At 65.4% G+C, this 19,229-nt stretch carries 16 protein-coding genes and 1 riboswitch; all 16 genes read right to left on the minus strand.

Annotation, left to right across the window (positions count from 1 at the left end; all coding sequences use genetic code 11):
* Window positions 1-376 precede the first annotated feature (376 nt).
* The 16 genes from AB4037_RS07170 to AB4037_RS07245 all read right to left on the minus strand — a co-directional run bounded on the left by AB4037_RS07170 (window position 377) and on the right by AB4037_RS07245 (window position 18,794).
* Window positions 377-1,021, minus strand: coding sequence for an outer membrane protein (locus AB4037_RS07170; protein WP_441771027.1), 645 nt, complete (start codon window positions 1,019-1,021; stop codon window positions 377-379).
* 503 nt (window positions 1,022-1,524) lie between these two features.
* Window positions 1,525-2,307 carry a bifunctional hydroxymethylpyrimidine kinase/phosphomethylpyrimidine kinase gene (gene thiD / locus AB4037_RS07175; protein ID WP_441771191.1) on the minus strand — a complete coding sequence of 261 codons (783 nt, stop codon included), beginning with the start codon at window positions 2,305-2,307 and terminating at the stop codon, window positions 1,525-1,527.
* Window positions 2,304-2,939: a thiamine phosphate synthase gene (locus AB4037_RS07180; protein WP_441771028.1), complete on the minus strand. Its 636-nt coding sequence runs from the start codon at window positions 2,937-2,939 to the stop codon at window positions 2,304-2,306. Before AB4037_RS07180 ends, thiD begins: the two co-directional genes overlap by 4 nt.
* Window positions 2,936-3,718 carry a thiazole synthase gene (locus tag AB4037_RS07185; RefSeq protein ID WP_441771029.1) on the minus strand — a complete coding sequence of 261 codons (783 nt, stop codon included), beginning with the start codon at window positions 3,716-3,718 and terminating at the stop codon, window positions 2,936-2,938. The genes AB4037_RS07180 and AB4037_RS07185 overlap by 4 nt, the downstream gene beginning before the upstream one ends.
* A 2-nt stretch (window positions 3,719-3,720) precedes the next feature.
* Window positions 3,721-3,918: a sulfur carrier protein ThiS gene (thiS, locus tag AB4037_RS07190; RefSeq protein ID WP_441771030.1), complete on the minus strand. Its 198-nt coding sequence runs from the start codon at window positions 3,916-3,918 to the stop codon at window positions 3,721-3,723.
* Window positions 3,915-4,925, minus strand: coding sequence for a glycine oxidase ThiO (thiO, locus tag AB4037_RS07195; protein ID WP_441771031.1), 1,011 nt, complete (start codon window positions 4,923-4,925; stop codon window positions 3,915-3,917). Before thiO ends, thiS begins: the two co-directional genes overlap by 4 nt.
* Entirely contained in the window at window positions 4,909-6,750 is a 1,842-nt protein-coding gene (gene thiC / locus AB4037_RS07200; protein ID WP_441771032.1) for a phosphomethylpyrimidine synthase ThiC, read from the minus strand. Before thiC ends, thiO begins: the two co-directional genes overlap by 17 nt.
* Window positions 6,751-6,851: 101 nt before the next feature.
* Window positions 6,852-6,959, minus strand: a riboswitch (TPP riboswitch).
* Between the two features lie 304 nt (window positions 6,960-7,263).
* Window positions 7,264-8,895: a GMC family oxidoreductase gene (locus AB4037_RS07205; protein WP_441771033.1), complete on the minus strand. Its 1,632-nt coding sequence runs from the start codon at window positions 8,893-8,895 to the stop codon at window positions 7,264-7,266.
* Entirely contained in the window at window positions 8,892-10,388 is a 1,497-nt protein-coding gene (locus tag AB4037_RS07210) for an FGGY-family carbohydrate kinase (RefSeq protein ID WP_441771034.1), read from the minus strand. Before AB4037_RS07210 ends, AB4037_RS07205 begins: the two co-directional genes overlap by 4 nt.
* Entirely contained in the window at window positions 10,385-11,230 is an 846-nt protein-coding gene (locus AB4037_RS07215) for a class I fructose-bisphosphate aldolase (RefSeq protein ID WP_434958507.1), read from the minus strand. The genes AB4037_RS07210 and AB4037_RS07215 overlap by 4 nt, the downstream gene beginning before the upstream one ends.
* Before the next feature lie 125 nt (window positions 11,231-11,355).
* Entirely contained in the window at window positions 11,356-13,128 is a 1,773-nt protein-coding gene (locus AB4037_RS07220; RefSeq protein ID WP_441771035.1) for an FAD-dependent oxidoreductase, read from the minus strand.
* 18 nt (window positions 13,129-13,146) lie between these two features.
* Window positions 13,147-14,142, minus strand: coding sequence for an aldo/keto reductase (locus tag AB4037_RS07225; protein ID WP_441771036.1), 996 nt, complete (start codon window positions 14,140-14,142; stop codon window positions 13,147-13,149).
* Window positions 14,139-15,110, minus strand: a complete 972-nt coding sequence (locus tag AB4037_RS07230; protein ID WP_434958504.1) for a sugar-binding transcriptional regulator — start codon at window positions 15,108-15,110, stop codon at window positions 14,139-14,141. The genes AB4037_RS07225 and AB4037_RS07230 overlap by 4 nt, the downstream gene beginning before the upstream one ends.
* 10 nt (window positions 15,111-15,120) lie before the next feature.
* Window positions 15,121-16,143: an ABC transporter permease gene (locus tag AB4037_RS07235; protein WP_441771192.1), complete on the minus strand. Its 1,023-nt coding sequence runs from the start codon at window positions 16,141-16,143 to the stop codon at window positions 15,121-15,123.
* Window positions 16,144-16,148: 5 nt separating this feature from the next.
* Window positions 16,149-17,669 (minus strand): sugar ABC transporter ATP-binding protein, encoded by a 1,521-nt coding sequence (locus AB4037_RS07240; RefSeq protein ID WP_441771037.1) that lies wholly within the window; start codon window positions 17,667-17,669, stop codon window positions 16,149-16,151.
* A gap of 213 nt (window positions 17,670-17,882) precedes the next feature.
* A complete protein-coding gene (locus AB4037_RS07245) occupies window positions 17,883-18,794 on the minus strand; it encodes a substrate-binding domain-containing protein (RefSeq protein WP_434959716.1) in 912 nt (303 codons plus the stop codon).
* Window positions 18,795-19,229 lie beyond the last annotated feature (435 nt).

The raw sequence follows: 19,229 nt of genomic DNA on the forward strand, positions 1-19,229 counted from the left end.
ATACAAGTATAGTGTCGAGTTGTGCTTCTCAGCAGCCGTTGCGCGGCAGAGGCGGTCTTGCCAAAGGTCCGTTCGGTACCAGGACACCCTGGCGCAGGGGCTCGAGGGAACTGGAACGTCCTACAGTCGTAACGAATCGCCAGGAATCGCAAAATGTTCTGGTTACCGGCGAGCTCGGCCGCAGGAATGGGCTCAGTCAGAACGCATTTTGTTCCGGGACTCGCTTGGAGCCGCTATAGAGGCTGCCTGTGGCGTGCGGCACCGAGCCATGACGGTAGTTGGCGCTTCGGTGTAGCCATTTTGCACCCCGATACCGGCAAAGAAAAAGCCCGGCTTTCGCCGGGCTCTTCCTTACGCAATGATCCAGATACGCGGATCAGAACTTGTAGCTCACGCCGAGGGTGGCGTTGACCGCGTCAAACTTCACCTTGTGGCGGACGCCGCCGAAGGTGACATTCTTGTCGCCGAGGTCGACGTAGCGAGCTTCGCCGCGAACGATCCAGTTCTGGTCGATGGCATACTCGACGCCGGCGCCAGCGGTCCAGCCAACGCGGGTATCGCTCTTGGACCCCAGGCCGGCAATGCTGCTCTTGACGTTGCCGTAAGCGACACCACCCGTCACGTAGGGCAGGATGTTGTCGAAGGCATAGCCGAAGCGAGCGCGCGTCGAACCCTGCCAATCATTCTTGAGGGTGCCGCGCAGACCAGCAGCATCCGTCTTCGACTTCTTGAAGCTCGAATAGTCGATGTCGGTCTCAAGGCCAACGACGAAGCCTCCGTCGAACTGGGCATTGTAGCCGGCATGCACGCCGCCGAGGAAGCCAGCGCCATCGTGCTTGACCTGATCAAGTTTGCCCTGGACGATGGTAGCGCCAGCGTGGACACCAGCGTAGAAGCCGGTCCAATTGTAGACGGGGGCAACGATCGGGGCCACCGGCTCGACAGCCTGGGGAGCCAGGTCGGCAGCGAAGGCCGAGGTCGAGGTCAACAGAAGAGCCGCGAGGGCCAAACGCATTTTCATAGTTCGATACTCCAAAAAACCGGAAATCACAGTGGCTGGATATAAGCAGAAAGCGTTGACGGAGTCTGTAGCGTTTTCGCCACACCAGCTTTCGAACTGGTGACAAGGCCGCGCAGATTTCAAGGCAAAAATAAGACGGACTTGATGGCTGCCGATAGTTAAAATGCAATTAAATAACTTGAAAGAACATAAAATTTTTCCCAATAGAATTTAAATTTTGCGATAATTCATGAAATGATGAGATCTATACGTGTTGTTTGAATCGAACATCGATGAATTAGCCGCTGGGTATCGTGGGAATCGGAGGCAAACAGGGGCGATCTATGCTTGTGGGACGCTTCATGCTGCTCTGCAGCACATTCGCAGCCAAGTCGATCCCATCGGCAGTTGTGCAAAGAACCTGCCCCATTTGCGCCACATTATGGGGCGGAATGTGGCATGGGATTGCTTTGCTGCAATGAAGGGGCTGCTCTGCATCTTTCGCATGGCTGCCCGATTTTCTCTCAGAAAGGCACGGCAGGACCGCTGCCCCGCCCGATCTGAAGCCCGATTCCAGCTTTGAGGCGACCTGCCAGCCATTGCTTGGCGTGGTGAACCGCCTCGGCAAGCGTACAGCCGCCTGCGAGATTGGCGGCGATGGCCGACGAGAGGGCACAGCCCGTCCCGTGCAGGTTCGGGCTCCTGACCCAGGCGCCGGCAAAGCGCCGGGTGCCGTCGCGGGTGGCGAGAATATCGACCGCCTCGCCGAGATGGCCATGCCCGCCCTTCAGCAGTACCGCCTGCGGGCCGAGGCCGAGGAGTGCCTGGGCTTGCTCGACCATCTCTGCTTCACCCTCCGCTGGCGCGCCGTTCAGCAGAGCCGCCGCTTCCGGCAGATTCGGCGTGAGACAGGTGGCCAGCGGCAGGAGACGGGATTTGAGGGCCTCGAATGTGCCCCTCTCGCCCAGCAGCCGACCTGTGGTGGCTGACATCACGGGATCGAGCACGATCGGTAGCCGCCGGTCTGCCAGCAGTTCGGCGATGATTCGTGCGTGTTCGGCTGTCGGCACCATGCCGATCTTGATGGCGGCGACGTCGAAATCGTCGAGCACGGCCTCGATCTGCACGGCGAGCACCGGCGGCGGCACCGCGTGGATGGCGCGGATGCCACGGGTGTTCTGCGCCGTAACTGCGGTGATTGCCGTGGTGCCGAACACGCCGAAGGCGCGAAAGGCGGCAAGATCGGCCTGGATGCCGGCGCCGCCGCCCGAATCGGAACCGGCAATGCTGAGCGCGATCGCCGTCATGCCATGACCGAAGCTGGACGGGTTGCCGCCAGCCATGCCTGGATCCGTGCATCCGGGTCGGGATGACGGGTAACGTCGCTGACCATGGCTGTTACGTCGGCCCCTGCGGCGAGACAACCCGCCGCCCGTTCGAGGGTGATGCCGCCGATGGCGACCAGCGGTAGCTTGCCGATCAGCTTCTTCCATTCGCCGATGCGCTCGAGCCCCTGCGGCGCGAAAGGCATCACCTTGAGCGTGGTGGGATAGATAGGTCCCAGCGCCACATAATCAGGCCCGCATGCGAGCGCGCGCGCAAGTTCGGCATGATCATGCGTCGAGATGCCAAGCTTCAGGCCCGCGCTGCGTATGGCCGCGAGGTCGGCGGTGTCGAGGTCGCCCTGGCCGAGATGGAGAAAATCGGCGCCGGCCGCGATGGCCGCCTGCCAATAGTCGTTCACCACCAGATCGGCGCCATGGGCGCGGCAGACTGCCAAGGCGGCGCGGATCTCGGGCATAACAGTCTCGTCGTCGCGTTCCTTGATGCGCAACTGCACCAGTTTCGTGCCCTGCTTCACCAGGCGCTCCACCCAGTCGACGCTCTCGACCACGGGATAGAAGGGATCGAGACGCCAGATAGTGTCGATGATGCTCATGCCAGCACCGCCTTGCCGAAGACCGGCGTCGAGGGAGCCGCCATGTCACGCGGCACCATGGGGTCGGCGAGGAAGGCGAGCCGCCCGGCCTCGATACCCAGCGCAAAGGCCCGCGCCATGCCGGCGGGATCGCCCGCCTTGGCGACGGCGGTGTTGAGCAGCACCGCGTCATAGCCGAGTTCCATGGCGTGCGCTGCATGTGAAGGCGTGCCGATGCCGGCATCAACAACCAGCGGAATGTCGGGGAAGTGCGCGCGCATGCTGCGCAAGCCATAGACATTGTTGAGGCCGCGCGCCGAGCCGATCGGCGCGCCCCAGGGCATCAGGACCCGGCAGCCGGCATTGACCAGGCGTTCGGCGACCACCAGGTCTTCGGTGGTGTAGGGAAAGACCTCGAAGCCTTCGGAAATGAGGATGCGGGCCGCTTCCACCAGACCGAAGACATCGGGCTGCAAGGTATCGGCCTCGCCGATCACCTCCAGCTTGATCCAGGTCGTGCCGAAGACTTCGCGCGCCATCTGCGCCGTCGTCACCGCTTCCTTCACGCTGTGGCAGCCAGCAGTGTTGGGCAGCACCTTGACGTCGAGTTCTCGGATCAGGCTCCAGAAACTCTGGCCGCTGCGCTCCCCACCGGATTCCCGGCGCAGCGAGACGGTGACGATACCGGCACCGGACGCGCGCACGGCCTGCGCCAGGATGGCGGGCGAGGGATATTGCGCCGTGCCGAGCAACAGGCGGGAGGTGAAGGGTGTGTCGTAGAAAATGAGGGTGTCGGCCATGGTCATCCTCCTTGCCGGGGGGCAAGGATCTCGACGGCATCGCCGTCCTTGAGGGCGGTTCGGTCGCGATCAACGGCTCGCACGAAGCGACCGTTGAGGGCGGTGGCCACCACGCTGTCGCCGAGTTCGAGCGCTTCGAGCAGGCGGGCGAGGGTGGCGGCATCGGTTTCCTGACGTTCACCGTTGACGGTCAAGGTCATGCGAAAACTCCTTGATGGGCTGTCCGCACGGGCAGGATCCGGTCGGCGGCTTCCTGAGCCAGGGCCGGCGAGAGCAGGAAGCCGTGGCGGAACAGGCCGTTGAGCGAGATGACGCGCCCGACCACGGTGAGGCGCGGCAGATTGTCGGGAAAAGCAGGACGCAGCCCGGCCTCGAGCTCGAGGATTTCGGCCTCCCCGAAGGCCGGATGCAGGCTGAAGGCCGCAGCGATCAGCTCCATGGTCGAGCGCAGAGTGGGCGGCCCATCATGCTCGCTCTCGATCATGGTGGCGCCGATCATGAAGCGATGGTCGGCGCGCGGCACGATATAGAGCGGAAAGCGCGGATGCAGGAAACGCACGGGCCGGGACAGGCTGACGCCGGGCGCGTGGACGACGATGGCCTCGCCCCGGACACCGCGTAGATCGGGCAGCTCTGCACGTGCGGCAAAGCCCCGGCAGTCGATCACGGCGTCCGCATCGAGGGCATGCGGCCTGGCCTCGACCCCGAAGCGGATGGCGACGCCGAGGTCGGCGAGGCGCCCTGCCAGCACCTGCAGCGCCCGTCTCGGGTCGAGATGGGCTTCGCGCGGAAAGAACAGGCCTTGGTGGAAGCGGCCCGCAAGATCGGGCTCGAGCGTGGCAATGCCGGGCTCATCCACCGGGAGATGGGCTTGGGTGCGGCGGGCGAAACGGGCGATCTCGCTGCCGTCGCGGGCGGGAGCGACCACCAGCGTGCCGCGCTGAACGGTTTCCCGCACATGGTGCGGCCACCAGGCGAGAGCGAGTTCGCCGCGCCGCTCGACCTCGACCTCGGCACTTTCCCGCTCGCACCAGGGCGCCAGCATGCCGCCGGCCAGCCAGGAACAGGCCTGGGCACCCAGGACCTCGCTGCGCTCCAGGATCTCGACCTTGGCACCTCGCGCCGCGCATTCCATTGCCGTAACGAGGCCGGCAACGCCGGCCCCGACAATGGTGATGCGCCGTCGTCCGTCACTCGGCCGGGACATAGAGGGCCCCGCCCTGTTCGAGGAATTCGCGCGATTTTTCCGCCATGCCCTGCCGTGCGGCTTCTTCCATCGCCCGGACTTCTTCTCGCAGATCCTGCGTGATCTTCATCGAGCAGAATTTCGGCCCGCACATCGAGCAGAAATGGGCGACCTTGTGCACGTCCTTGGGCAAGGTCTCGTCGTGATAGGCGCGCGCGGTATCCGGATCGAGGGAGAGGTTGAACTGGTCCTCCCAGCGGAAGTCGAAGCGCGCCTGCGACAGGGCATCGTCGCGGACCTTGGCCGCCGGATGGCCCTTGGCGAGGTCGGCGGCATGGGCGGCGATGCGATAGGTGATCACGCCGGTCTTGACGTCGTCGCGGTTGGGCAGGCCGAGATGCTCCTTGGGCGTGACGTAGCAGAGCATCGCGGTGCCGAACCAGCCGATCATCGCCGCACCGATGCCGGAGGTGATGTGGTCATAGCCCGGCGCGATGTCGGTGGTCAGCGGCCCGAGGGTGTAGAAGGGAGCCTCGCCGCAGGCGGCGAGCTGCTTGTCCATGTTCTGCTTGATCTTGTGCATCGGCACATGGCCCGGCCCCTCGATCATCACCTGGCAGCCCCTGTCCCAGGCGATCTTGGTCAATTCGCCCAGCGTCTCCAGTTCGGCGAACTGGGCGGCGTCGTTGGCATCGGCAATCGAGCCCGGACGCAAGCCGTCGCCGAGCGAGAAGGAGACGTCATAGCGGCGCATGATGTCGCAGATGTCGCCGAAATGCTCGTAGAGGAAGCTTTCGCGATGACCGGCCAGGCACCAGCGCGCCATGATCGAGCCGCCGCGCGAGACGATACCGGTGACGCGGCTGGCGGTGAGCGGCACATGGGCGAGGCGAACGCCGGCATGGATGGTGAAATAGTCGACGCCCTGCTCGGCCTGCTCGATCAGCGTGTCCTTGAACACCTCCCAATCGAGCTTCAAGGGATCGCCGTCGACCTTCTCCAGCGCCTGGTAGATCGGCACCGTGCCGATCGGCACCGGCGAGTTGCGCAGGATCCAGGAGCGGATGTTGTGGATGTTGCGCCCGGTGGAGAGGTCCATAACGGTGTCGGCGCCCCAGCGCGTGGCCCAGACCAGCTTCTCCACCTCCTCGGCAGCACCCGAGGTGACGGCTGAGTTGCCGATATTGGCGTTGACCTTCACCAGGAAGTTGCGGCCGATCACCATCGGCTCGAGTTCGAGATGGTTGATGTTGGCGGGCAGGATCGCCCGGCCCAGGGCGATCTCGTCGCGCACGAATTCGGGCGTGACGAATTTAGGGATGGCGGCGCCGAAATCCTCGCCGTCGGCGCGGCGCTCGGCCGCTCCCTCCAGCGCCTTCTCGCGGGCGAGATTCTCGCGGAAGGCGGCATAGACCATCTCTTCGGTGACGATGCCGGCCTTGGCAAACTCGTACTGAGTGACGCGCTGGCCGTCCGCTCCGCGGCGCAGCAGGCGCTGGGCCGGGCAGGGCTCCACCAGCCTGTCGGCCGAGACGTTGCCGTTGTCCTCGGGCTTGACGGTCCGGCCCTCGATCGCGCCGAAGCCGCGGCCGGCGATCCAGCTTTCGCGCAGGGTTGGCAGGCCCTGCTTCAGGTCGATGCTAGCGCTGTCCTCGGTATAGGGGCCGGAGGGATCATAGACGCGGATCGGGGCGAGCGAAGCATCGCTCAGCGCGATCTCACGAAAGGGCACCTGCATCTGGGGATGCGAAGCGGGGGCCGCATAGACCTTGCGGGAGCCGGCGATGGGCCCCGTGGTCACGCTTTGCGGCGCGGCAATCTTGGTCTTGGGATTTTGGATGTTCATGGATCTCCTCCTCGTTGCGAGTCATGGAGATCCGGGGCGACGATTGTCTGGGCAGAACCGGCATCCCAGCCGATTCCGGGACCTGGAGCCAATTCCTAGCGCCAAAGCCCTGTTCCCGTCCCTTCGCCGGCATGACCCGGATCAGGTTCGAAGGGTTCGGCTCTAGGCCATCTCAGCCCCGCTTGCGCAGGACACCCCTCGGAACGATTCCAAGGTTAGACCCGGAATCGCCGGGCGTCCAGAGGGAAGGATTGTCGCATTATTTTGGAAGAAGGAGCGTTGCCATCCCTCATCCGCCTGCCGGCCCCTTCTCCCGCAAGGGGAGAAGGGGGGATCCTGGAAAGCGCAGCGTTGGCCGATCGCCTTCTCCCCTTGCGGGTATCGTCCACTCCACTTGGAGTGGACTGGGTGCCCCGAAGGGGCGGATGAGGGGTCGCTCTGCCCTGTTTGGACTTCGGACCTCAACACCTTGAAAGAGCCGGGTCCGAAGACCCGCCTCTCCAAAGGACGACCTCACCCCCGCCAGGCAGCGGCGATCATGTCCGAGGCCTTCTCGGCGATCATCACCACGGGCGCATGGGTATTGCCGGAGACGATTGTCGGCATGATCGAGGCATCGGCGATGCGCAGGCCGGACATGCCGCGCAGGCGCAGCTCGGGGTCGACCACGGCCGCCGCGTCGGTGCCCATCCGCGCCGTTCCGACCGGGTGGAAGATGGTGGTGGCGATGTCGCCGGCGGCCTTGGCGAGATCGTCGGCCGACTGGATCGCCGGCCCCGGCTTCAGCTCCTCCGGCCGGAAGGCCTGCATGCGCCGGGTCGCCATCAGGCGGCGGGCCGCGCGGATCGAATCGGCCGCGACCGCACGGTCGCCTTCCGTGGAAAGGTAGTTCGGCGCGATTTCCGGATGGGTCTGGGCATCCGGCGAGACGATGCGGACATGGCCGCGTGCCTCCGGCCTGAGATTGCAGACCGAGACGGTTATGGCCGGAAAGGGATGGAGCGGAGACCCGAAGGCGTCGAGCGACAGAGGCTGGACATGGAACTCGATATTGGCGCTGCCAAAACGCGCATCCGACTTCATGAAGATGCCGAGTTGGCTCGGTGCCATCGCCATCGGCCCGGAGCGCTTGAGGACATAGGTGAGGGCGATCTCAGCCTTGCCCAGCAGCGAGGCCTGCCATTCGTTCAGGGTACGTGCGCCGCTGATCCTGAACACGGTGCGGATCTGCAGATGGTCCTGCAGGTTCTCGCCGACGCCGGGCGCATCCAGCACGAGGGGGATGCCGTGCCTGGCCAGCAGCCCCGCCGGACCAACGCCAGAAAGCTGCAGGAGCTGCGGCGTGCCGATGGCGCCGGCGGCCAGCACCAGCTCGCGCTTGACGCGGACGCAGGCGGGCTTGCCATCCAGCCTCAGTTCGAGGCCATCGGCGCGTCCGTCGACGAAACGGATGCGCTCGGCCATCGCCCCGGTGAGAATGGTGAGGTTCTTGCGGTGCCTGACGGGATTGATGAAGGCCCGCACGGCATTGAAGCGAAAGCCGGCCTTCTGGTTGACCTCGAAATAGGCCGAGCCGGTGTTGTCGCCGGCATTGAAGTCGTCGATCTGGGGCACGCCGAGTTCCTCGGCCGCCTCGCGCACCGAGTCCAGGATCGGCCAGGACAGGCGCTGGCGCTCGACGCGCAGCTCGCCCTCCGAACCATGAAAGGGCGCGCTTCCGGCATGGTGGTTCTCCGAGCGTCGGAACAGCGGCAGTACGTCGTCCCAGCCCCAGCCGGCATTGCCGAGCTGCTGCCAATGGTCATAGTCGGCGGCCTGGCCGCGCATATAGATCATGCCGTTGATGGAGGAGCAGCCCCCCATCACCCGGCCGCGCGGATAAGCGAGCGAGCGCCCGTTCAGGCCTGGCTCGTCCACGGTCCTGTAGCCCCAGTCGGTGCGGGGATTGCCCATGCAATAGAGATAGCCGACCGGGATGTGGATCCAGTGATAGCGATCCGAGCCGCCGGCTTCGAGCAGCAACACCCTGGTCTTGGGATCGGCGCTGAGCCGGTTGGCCAGCACGCAGCCGCCGGAGCCGGCACCGACGACGACATAGTCGTAGGCGCCAAGATCTGTGCATTCGCGCTCGATGCGTTCGCTCATGCGCCCTCGCGATAGCGTTTCCAGTGTTCGGGCATGGTCTCGGCGAGGCTGCAATAGAGGCGGTAGCGTGCCTCCACGAGCGCCCGGTCCGAGATGCGGGGCTGGTACTGCGCGGCCTGGCGCACCATGGCGGCGATGCCGTCGTCGAGCGTCGGGAAGGCCGTGGCTGCGACGCCCGCCGCGATGGCCGCGCCAAGCGCACCGGTTTCCTGGCATTCGGCTACCGTGACCGGCAGGTCGAGAATATCAGCGAACATCTGGCACCAGACCGGGCTGCGCGAGCCCCCGCCGGACAGCGAGGCACGGGTGATCTCGGCGCCGGCGCTGCGCAGGCGCTCGATATGGCGGCGATGTTCGAACACCACGCCCTCATAGAGCGCGTGGAGCATTTCCGCTTTGCCGTGCCAGCCGGCGAGGCCGATGAAGGCGCCGCGTGCGTCGGGATGCGTGGAAGCGCCGAACAGGAAGGGCAGGAACAGCGGCAGTTCCGCATGGGGCGTGACCGAGGCAACCAGCGCGTTGCAGGCTTCGAACTCGGTGGGACCATGTCCGCCGCCGAACTCGCGCACGAACCATTCGAGATTGACGGCCGAGGTAGCGCTGGATTCGACGGCGACATAGCGGTTGGGGCGCCAGGTCGAGGCGTGGAACACCCGCTGGTCGATTAGCGGCGTCTCGCGTACCACCTGGTTGATGCCCCAGGTGCCGGCCACGATCGCCGCCTCGCCGGGCGTGTTGATGCCGGCGCCGATCATCGAGGCGATGATGTCGAAGAAGCCGGCGGCAACCGGCGTACCCTCGGCGAGCCCGGTGGTGGCGGCGGCGCCGGCGGTCACGCCGCCTGCCGAAGCTTCGGACTCGACGAGATCGGGCAGCAGTCCTGCTGCATCGCCGAGGCCGTAGGCCGCCAGCAAGGCGTCGTCATAGCGCCGCTCGGGGAGGCGCAGCAGGCCGGCGCCGCTCATGTCCGAAAAATCGGAGACGCGCCTGCCGGTAAGCATCAGCGTCATCGCGTCCTTGCACAGGAAGGCGGTACCGGCCCTGGTGTAGAGATCGGGCCGGTTTTGCTTCAGCCAGATCAGGAGCGTCGCCGTCTGGGCCGGCCATGGCCGCTGCAGGCAGAGCGGATAGAGGGCGTCGGCAGCCGGCGAAGCGCGCAGTTCGGCGGCGAGGTCGGCGGCCCGGTTGTCGATCGACTGGATGCCGATAAGAGGCTGGTCGTTCTGGTCGATGAGATAGAGGCCGTTGCCGTGACCGGCGGTGCCGATGCCGATGACGTCCTTGCCCTCGACGCCGGCCTGCTCGAGGCAGCGCCGGATCACCGTGGCGGCATTGGCCCAGAGTTCGGCGATGTCGCGCTCGACATGGCCGGGATGGGGCTGTCGCGATTGGCCGTCGAGCGCTGCCCGCGCCAAGACCCGTCCTTCGAGGTCGAACAGGGCGGCCTTGACCACGGTGTTGCCGGCATCGATGCCGAGGAGATGGCGCGTCACGCTGCGGCCTCGTAGATGGCCCAGGCCTGCGTATCGTCGGCGCCCTGATGGATCATCGCCATCAGGGCCTTGACCACGCGGGCGGGGTTGTCGTGCTGGTAGATGTTGCGGCCATAGACCATGCCATGCGCGCCCTGGCGCATCAAAGCGTGGGAGTTGGCGAAGACCTGGCGCAGATCCGCCTTGCCGCCGCCGCGCACCAGCACGGGGCAGCGGGCGGCCTCGACTACGCGATGGAAATCGCCGGAATCGCTGGTGGGATCGGCCTTGACGATGTCGGCGCCGAGCTCGCGGGCGAGGCGCACCAGCGTCACGATCTTTTCGGCGTCACCGTCGACGAGATAGCCGCCGCGCTCGCTGGCCGGCTGCATGACCAGAGGCTCGATCATCAGCGGCATGCCGTATTTCTCGCAATCCTGGGCGACGCGCGAAATATTCTCGATGCATTGGCGGAACAGGTCGGGTTCGTCCGGCAGCATGAAGAGATTGACCACCACACAGGCCGCATCCATGCGGAGCGCCGGGGCAATCGGATCCTGCGCGTTCTGCAGCAGAGCCCACATCTCGCGATGACGCTGGCGGTTGTAGGGATTGCCCATGTCGATGCGCATCACCAGGGCAGGCTTGTGCTTGCCCGGGATCTCCTGCAGCAGGTCGGCCTGGCCGTAATTCATCTGGATGGCATCGGGGCCGGCATCGGCCAGCATGCGCACGACCTTGCCCATATCCTCCAGCCCGTCGAGGAAGGAGGGCTCGTTGCAGACGCCATGGTCGATGGCGACGTCAAGACATTTGCCGGCGCCGAACAGGCGGTTCATCCGGACTTTCTTGGTGAGGTACATGGGTCTTCCCTGTGGCTTTTCTTACCCTCCCCTGGAGGGGGAGGGTCGGCCCATAGGGCGGGGGTGGGGTGGGGTGGGAATAGGCAGGGGTTTGGCGTGGAGAACGGAACTTCCTCGTCAAGAAATCACCCCACCCCGACGCTTCGCGTCGACCCTCCCCCTCCAGGGGAGGGTAAAAAAGGGGCCGAAAGTGAAGAATTGCGGGCCGCGAGCGTCGCTGCCGCGAGGCCGTGAAAGTGATCGAGATGGGTGAGCAGCCGGTCGATCTCGACTTGGGTATGCGCCTGGCTCCAGCCCAGAGAGGAAGCCGCCAGCGCGGCGAGTTCGTGGATCGCATCGAGCGACAGCTCGCCGCTGAAGGCGATGGTCATGCGCCGGAGAACAAGGTCGGCCAGAGTGGCGACCTGGCCGGTGGCGAGGATCCAGCGGATCTCGTCACGGCTGTAGCTCGGTAGACCGGCGAGGGGAGCATCGTCGGCGCCGGGCGTGAAATCGAGCATGCGCGTGCCGTAGCGTTCGAACAAGGCGGCGCAGCGCGCCTGCGAAGCTCCCGTCGAGATGGCCGCCTGGTGCAGCCAGTCCCGGCGTCCGGCTTCGCCTTGCGGAAAGCCCTTGCCGCCGCCGATCGCCATGGCCTCGCTCGACAGCATACGGGTCGCCTCGAGGCGGGCCAGCACCGTGTCCGCGGCCTGGGCACCGAAAGCGCGGAAGGTCGTCCATTTGCCGCCGACGAGGTTGAGGATGGGAACCGGCCCCGGAGGCGTCGACCATTCACAGCTGTGGTCACGCGAGATCTCGGCGTTCACATTTGCATCGGCGCGCGGCAGGGGGCGAACCCCGGCGAAGCGGAACAGGATATCGGCTTCCGACAGGGGGATGGCCGGAAAGACCTCGCGGATCGACTCCAGGATATAGGCGGTTTCACCAGCCTCGCAGCGCACGCCGTCGGGCGTGTCGACGCGAATGTCGGTCGATCCGGCGAGGATATGGCCGAAATGGGCGAACAGGATGCACACGCGCCCTTCGCGATTGGCGAAATAGACCATGCGCTCGCCGATGGCGTTCAACAGGGCTGGGCTGTCGAGGACGAGATGGGAGCCCTTGGTGCCGCCGATCAGTGTGCTCTGCCGGCCCGAGAGCAGGGTGTTGGTCTGGTCGATCCAGGCTCCGCTGGCATTGACGATCACCGCGGCGGCAAGGGTGATGCGCTCGCCGGTCAGGCTGTCGGTGAGTTCAGCGACAGTGCCATCCAGGCTGGAGAGACCGAGATGGTTGAGCGCGAGCGCTTGGGGCGAGGCCGCCTCCGCATCGGCGATCAGTTCGAGGCCGAGCTGCTCCGGCCGGCTGATCTTGGCGTCATGATAAAGGGCGGCATAGCTGATGTCGGGATGGAAGGCGGGCCAGTTCAGGCGGGTGGCGCGGCGGCCGAAGAAGCGGCTCTTCGGCAATTGGCGCTCGCGGCTGGCATAGAAATCGTAGAGGGCGAGCCCCAGCCGCACGATCAGGGCACCGCGTGGCCCCGGCTTCGGCCGCCCGCCAAAAAAGCGGCGGATCGCCGAGGCGGTGCCGGAAAAGCGGTTGGCCAGCGGGACCAGGGTCGGCAGGGCGCTGACGTAATGGGGCGCGTTGCGCAGGAGGCGGTTGCGCTCCAGCAGGGACTCCTTCACCAGGCCGAACTCGCCATTCTCCAGATAGCGCAGTCCGCCATGGATCATGCGGGAGGGCGCCGCGCTGGCCCCGCTCATGAAGTCGCCGCGCTCGACGAGCACGACATCGATCCCCTGCAGAGCAAGCTCGCGAAAGGTGCTGATGCCGTTGATGCCGCCGCCGACGACAAGGACCGCCGTGTGGCCCTTTGCGCGCAGCCTGTCGAGCCGTTCCGCCCGGGTGAGCGTCATGCCACCAACTCCACCCTGTCAGGCCGTGACGGCGGCAAGATGCGCCGCGATGGCGCGATCGATGGCGGCAAGGTCATCCGCCGACAGAACGAGGCGTCCGGCGGCGGCATTCTCGCTGGCTTGCTGCTCGTCGCGCGCCCCGCACAGGGCATAGGTGATGCCCGGCTGGGCGATGGTCCAGGCGATCACGAGCTGGGCGATCGTCGCGCCATGGGCCGAGGCGATCGGGGCCACCTCTGTGGCGAAATCGGCGACGCGGGCCCGGTTGTCGCGCGAGAAACGCGGATTGTCCTTGCGCAGGTCGTCGCCGTTGAAATCGCGCTCCGGCCCGATCTTGCCGGTAAGCAGCCCCAGCGCCAGCGAGGAATAGCTGAGCGTGGAGACGCCGTTGGCCGCGGTAACCGGCAGGAGGCTGGTCTCGATCTCGCGGTCGAGCATGGAGTAGCGTTCCTGAATGGCGTCGACGGGGCCTGCGGCGAGATAGGCCTTCAGGTCGTCGGCGGTGACATTGCTGACGCCGATGGCCCGGACCTTGCCGGCCCGCTTCAGTTCGAGCAGCGTGTCCATGGTCTCGGCCACCGGGATGGTCGGGTCCTGCCAGTGGGTGATGTAGAGGTCGATATAGTCGGTCTGCAGGCGCGCCAGGCTCTGCTCGATCTCGTGCAGGATGCCGTCGCGGCCGAGATAGCGATGCACCTTGTGGCCCATCTCGTCGAAGAAGTGATTGCCCTTGCCGTGATGCCAGTTGAGCCCGCATTTGGTGGCGATCACGACCTCGTGGCGGCGGCCCTTGACGGCCTGCCCCACCAGCGCCTCGGCGCGGCCGAGGCCATAGGCCGGGGCGGTGTCGATCAGCGTAACGCCCTTGTCGATGGAGGCGCGGATCGCGGCGATCGAGGCCTCGTCATCATGGCCGCCCCACATCCAGCCGCCCATGGCCCAGGTGCCGAGCGCGATGGCGCTGGCTGCGATGTCGGAGTGGCCCAGTTTGCGCAAGGGAAACGGAGGGGTCATGTCGGCCTCTTGAGAATGTCGAGAACGTGGGTGCCGGTCGCCTCGTCGGTGGCGAGGATGTCGAGATAGCCGCCGCGCAGGATACCGGCGATCGGCTCGGCCTTGTGCGCGCCGGTGGCGATGCCGATGGTCATCGGGATGGCCCTGAGTTCCTCGGGGCTGAGCGCGACGACGCGTTCGTTGAGGGGGTAGTCGCAGGGGCGGCCGTCGGCATCGATGAGATGGGCGATCAGCTCCCCGGCCGCCCGGCTTTGCCTGAGGCCGTCGAGCCCACCGGCGTCCGGGGCGTGGAGGCTGAAATAGGTCGAACTTTCCGACAGCACCGAGCCGATGCCGACCAGGGCGATGCGGGCGCCGCGCGCCCGGTCCAGCACTTCGCCGACCGATTGCAGCGACATCAGCACGTCCCGCTCGGCGCGCGAGGCCGCGAAGATCGGCGCATGGATCTGGAAGGCGCGTCCCTGCAGCTTGGAGGCGAGTTGGGCGGCGAGGTGGTTGACGTCGACGAAATGCTTGCCCTGCACGCCGCCGGTCGCCGGCACCACGGTGACGTCATAGGCACGGGTGGGCGCCAGGGCCTGGATGACGGCACTGACGCCGACGCCGCCGGAGACGCAGATGGTGTCGCCGTCCCGGAGCACGGTGAGGATATGGTCGGCGACCGAACGCCCGGCAGCCTGGAGGTTGACGCCCTCCTGGTCGGAGGCGGAGGGCACCACGATCGCTTCGGTGAGGCCGCTCGCCTCAGCCAGGGCCTGTTCGAGCTCGAACAAGTCCTGGCGCGGCGACTTCACCTCGATCCGGACATAGCCGCGCTCGTGCCCTTCCTTGACGAGGCGATTGACCATCGGATGGGACAGGCCGGTGCGCTTGGCGATCTCCGCCTGCGAAAGGCCCTCGATGTAATGCATGACCAATACCCGATGGATGCGGCGGAGCCGCTGGTCGCCTTCGTTCTCTTTTGCCACGATGCTTGTCCTATGCCTTACGAGTCAGGGCCTGCTTGCGCTTATGTAGCAGGTGATCGAAGGCGACGGCGGCAAACAGGATCAGGCCACGGATGGTGTCCTGCCAGTAGGGCGAGACGTCGAGCAGGATCAGCGAGCTCGACACCACCGATAGAAGGGCCATGCCAAGGATGGCGCCGAGGATGGTGCCCGAGCCCCCATTAAGGCTGGCCCCGCCGATCACGGCGGCGGCGATGATGTTGAGCTCCATGCCGACGCCGAATGTCGGCGTCGCCGCCCCGAAGCGGGCCATGTAGATGACGCCGGCCACTCCCGCGAGCGTCGAGCACAGCACGATGCAGAAGAACTTCACCCGGGCCGTGCGGATGCCCGAATAGGCGGCGGCCCGTTCGTTGGAGCCGGTGTAGAACACGCGGCGGAACAGGGTGGCCTTGCGCAGGAGGAGGTCGAAGGTGACGACCACGGCCAGGAAGATCAGGATCACCACCGGCACGCCGTAGACCGAGCCTTGCCCGATGAATTTGAAGCTCGGCGGCAGGGAGAACAGCGACAGCGGCGTGCCGCCGGTGATCGCCAGGCACAGGCCTCGGATGATGACCATGAAAGCGAGCGAGACGATGAAGGAATGCAGGCCGATGCGCGTGACCGCCAGCGCCATGGCGGCGCCGATGGCGGAGCAGGCAAGGATCGCCATGGCGCTGGCGAGCCAGGGATCGACGCCCGCCAGGAAGAGCCAGCCGCCGATGACCATGGCGATGCAGACGACAGAGCCGACCGACAGGTCGATGGCGCCGACAATCAGGAGCACGGTCATGCCAACCACCACGATGCCCTCGACGGCGAATGACATCGTCATGGCGCGCAGATTGGTCCAGGTCAGGAAATAGGGCGAGGCGAAGGACATCACCACGCACAGAGCCAGGATGATCAGCAGGAGGCCGAGTTCGCGCATGTTGCCGAGACCGCGCAGCCAGCCGAGACGGGCGCGCGACGGCGCTTCGGGGTGTTTTTGATTCACTGAGGTTTCACCCATGACAGTCATGCCGCCCTCCCGGCGTCTTTGCCCAATCCGGATGCGAGGCGGATCAGCTTGTCTTCAGTCATTTCCGTTTCCGTGACCTCGCCGACGATTTCGCCCTCGTGGATGACGAGGATGCGATCGGCGAGGCCAATCAGTTCGGGCAGTTCGGAAGAGATCACCAGGATGCCGGTGCCCTGGTCGGCGAGTTCGCGCAGGATGCGATGGATCTCCGCCTTGGCGCCGACATCGACGCCGCGGGTCGGCTCGTCGAGCAGGATGACCTTGGGGGACACCGACAGCATCTTGGCGATGGCGACCTTCTGCTGGTTGCCGCCCGACAGCGTGGCGACCGCATCGTTCAGCGAGCCGCGGCGGAGGCGCAGGAGATCGCCGAGGCGGCGCGCCTGCTCCAGTTCGGCCGCACGATCGACGAAGCCGATGCGGGTGGAGACACGGCCGAGGTCGAGTGCCGAGACATTCGCCGCGATCGGCAGATCGAGGAAGATGCCCGACCCCTTGCGGTCCTCCGAGAGATAGACGATGCCGCTGGCGATACTGTCGGCATAGGTCGAGGGCGTGACATCGCGTCCGTCGAGCACGATCCTGCCGGTGCTGCGACGCATCAGCCCGCAAATGCCGAGCGCCATTTCGGTACGGCCGGCGCCGATCAGCCCGGCGACACCCAAGACCTCGCCGCGCCGGAGCTCGAAGGAGATGTCCTTGAAATGCACACCGTCGGAGAGGCCGTCCACACTCATCAAGGCGGACGCTTCGGCGCTGCCTGGGTTCTTCGGCGGATAGAGCGTGCCCAGGGTCCGCCCGACCATCTTGCCGACCACGCTTTCGGGCGTCATGTCGGCGATATCGTCGGTCGAGACGTGCTGGCCGTCGCGCAGCACGGTGATGCGGTCGCAATGGGCGAAGATCTCCGCCATGCGGTGGCTGATATAGATGATGGAAATGCCGCGCGCCTTGAGGCCGGCCATGATGGCGAAGAGCTTGCCGGCTTCGCGCTCGGTCAGAGCGGCGGTCGGCTCGTCGAGAATGAGGATCGAGCAGTCGAGGGTCAGCGCCTTGGCGATCTCGACGATCTGCTGCTCGGAGATGGTGAGATCACCGACCAGGCTGTCGGGGTCGATACGGCCGAGATCGGCCAGGAGGGCGCGCGCCTTTTCGCGGAGCTCGCCATAATTCATGAAAAAGCCGCGGCGGGCGTTGGTGGCGGCCATGAAGATGTTCTCGGCCACCGAAATGCCGCCGCACAGGGCGATCTCCTGATGCACCAGGCCGATGCCGAGGGCCTGTGCCCGAGCCGGCGAACCGATCTCGACCTTTTCGCCGCGGATGCGGATCTCGCCGGTATCGGGCCTGACGATGCCGTCGATGATGTTCATCAGGGTGGATTTGCCCGCGCCGTTCTCCCCGGCGAGGGCATGGATCTCGCCCTTGCGGACGCTGAGGCTGACATTGCGCAGGGCCTGGATCGCTCCATAGGCTTTGCTGATGCCAGTCACTTCAAGGGCGAGATCTTGGGTCATGACCGGTCTTCGTCCTGGATAATGGCAAGGAAACTGGCGGGACGTAGGAGATGGAATGGGATCCAGAGGTCAGTCAGCACATCGACCTCTGGATCCCTCTCACAAGCAAAGCTTGCGAGGATGCCAGGTAGGGAGCCGCATCGGGGCGACACCGAGGCTATTCTTGAACGAGCCTCGAATAGCGGAGCTGCTGGAAGAGGCAGGCGGGCTGCCTCACTCCTCGATGCCCTTGGTGCCGCGGCGCTTGAGATAGGCGTCCCAATAGAAGTCGTCGGCATTGTCCTTGGAGACGACGGCAAAGCCATTGTCGACGAAGGGGACACCCATCGGGTTATAGCCGGCGCGCTTCCAATCGTTCATGGGGTCGATCAGATCGGGGTGCTGGGCCATGAACAGGAGCATGAAGCCCATATAGCCCTGGATGCCCTGATTGGGATTGACAGAGCCGAAGACTTGTCCGGCCTTGATCATGTCGAGGATCTTGCCGTTCACGTCGGCGGTCATCACCTTGATCTTGCCGCCGAGCTCCTGGGAGGCCTGGGCTGCCCCGAGGGCCGAATTGGCCTCGGGCATGAACAAAGCGGCGAGATTGGGATTGGCCTGGGCGAGGGACTGCACCGCCTGATAGGCCTTGTTCGGATCCTGGTTGGTGGCGGTCCGGCCGACCAGCTTCATGCCGGGATATTTCTCGCCCATGCGGGCGATGAAGGCGGCGACACGCTTGTCGTGATTGTCCTGTCCGGGGTTTTCCAAGACGGCATAGTCGCCCTTGCCGTCGAGCGCCTTGGCGACCATGTCGGCGGCGGCGCTGCCTTCCCGGTTATTGTCGGAGGTGACATAGGAAGCGCGCTTGGAATTGGGCGAGTCGGCCGCAAAGGTCACCACCGAAACGCCGGAGTCGACGGCGCGATTGATCGGCTCGATGAAGGGATCCGAATTCATCGGGTGGACGAGGATGCCCGCCGGTTTCTTGGCCAGGGCCTGGTCGAAGCTCGCGATCTGCTTGGTGACGTCATATTCCGGCGTGCCGGTATAGGCCGTCTTGCAACCCATCGACTGGGCGGCCTGCTTGAAGGCCTCATAGACCGGGAACCAATATTCCACACCCGAGACCATGACGTTCATCACATAGGTCTCGCCTTCCTTGCAGCGGAACTTGCTGTCTGCCTGCGCGCTCGCGCCGGAGACAAAGGCCGCGCTCGCAGCCAGTCCGATGAGCCATTTCCTGATGGGCATCCTCACCTCCCGATGGTGTTTGCCGGGCTTGTTTCCCGGTGCTTTCGATTAATGTTGAAATAAATTTCACTACATGATATTCATTTCAATAGGGATATAGATGAGATTGCTGACGGACGCAATGGCCTTTCGTCGGCGGCGTGTGTCCGGTGTGTCGACCTCCAGATCGGCATCTTTGGAAACACCGCATTTTGCTCGAGGAAGACGCCGATCCCGCTCCATCACCTGATGGCGCTAAGGAGATCGGCGCACCGCGTCAGCGGACGGGATGCTCGGGCTTCCGGAAAGCCGTGTCCGTCCCTCCCCTTTGGTTGACAGCGCTGT

The organism is Labrys sp. KB_33_2 (assembly GCF_052114505.1).
Taxonomy (GTDB): Bacteria; Pseudomonadota; Alphaproteobacteria; order Rhizobiales; family Labraceae; genus Labrys.

Excerpts from the sequence above, each read along its gene's own strand:
- AB4037_RS07225 (WP_441771036.1), bottom strand. The coding sequence starts at position 14,142 with ATGACCCCTCCGTTTCCCTTGCGCAAACTGGGCCACTCCGACATCGCA.
- AB4037_RS07235 (WP_441771192.1), bottom strand. The coding sequence starts at position 16,143 with ATGGGTGAAACCTCAGTGAATCAAAAACACCCCGAAGCGCCGTCGCGC.
- AB4037_RS07240 (WP_441771037.1), bottom strand. The coding sequence starts at position 17,669 with ATGACCCAAGATCTCGCCCTTGAAGTGACTGGCATCAGCAAAGCCTAT.
- thiS (WP_441771030.1), bottom strand. The coding sequence starts at position 3,918 with ATGACCTTGACCGTCAACGGTGAACGTCAGGAAACCGATGCCGCCACC.
- thiO (WP_441771031.1), bottom strand. The coding sequence starts at position 4,925 with ATGTCCCGGCCGAGTGACGGACGACGGCGCATCACCATTGTCGGGGCC.
- AB4037_RS07180 (WP_441771028.1), bottom strand. The coding sequence starts at position 2,939 with ATGAGCATCATCGACACTATCTGGCGTCTCGATCCCTTCTATCCCGTG.
- AB4037_RS07215 (WP_434958507.1), bottom strand. The coding sequence starts at position 11,230 with ATGTACCTCACCAAGAAAGTCCGGATGAACCGCCTGTTCGGCGCCGGC.
- AB4037_RS07185 (WP_441771029.1), bottom strand. The coding sequence starts at position 3,718 with ATGGCCGACACCCTCATTTTCTACGACACACCCTTCACCTCCCGCCTG.
- thiD (WP_441771191.1), bottom strand. The coding sequence starts at position 2,307 with ATGACGGCGATCGCGCTCAGCATTGCCGGTTCCGATTCGGGCGGCGGC.
- AB4037_RS07205 (WP_441771033.1), bottom strand. The coding sequence starts at position 8,895 with ATGAGCGAACGCATCGAGCGCGAATGCACAGATCTTGGCGCCTACGAC.
- AB4037_RS07245 (WP_434959716.1), bottom strand. The coding sequence starts at position 18,794 with ATGAACGTCATGGTCTCGGGTGTGGAATATTGGTTCCCGGTCTATGAG.
- thiC (WP_441771032.1), bottom strand. The coding sequence starts at position 6,750 with ATGAACATCCAAAATCCCAAGACCAAGATTGCCGCGCCGCAAAGCGTG.
- AB4037_RS07220 (WP_441771035.1), bottom strand. The coding sequence starts at position 13,128 with ATGACGCTCACCCGGGCGGAACGGCTCGACAGGCTGCGCGCAAAGGGC.
- AB4037_RS07170 (WP_441771027.1), bottom strand. The coding sequence starts at position 1,021 with ATGAAAATGCGTTTGGCCCTCGCGGCTCTTCTGTTGACCTCGACCTCG.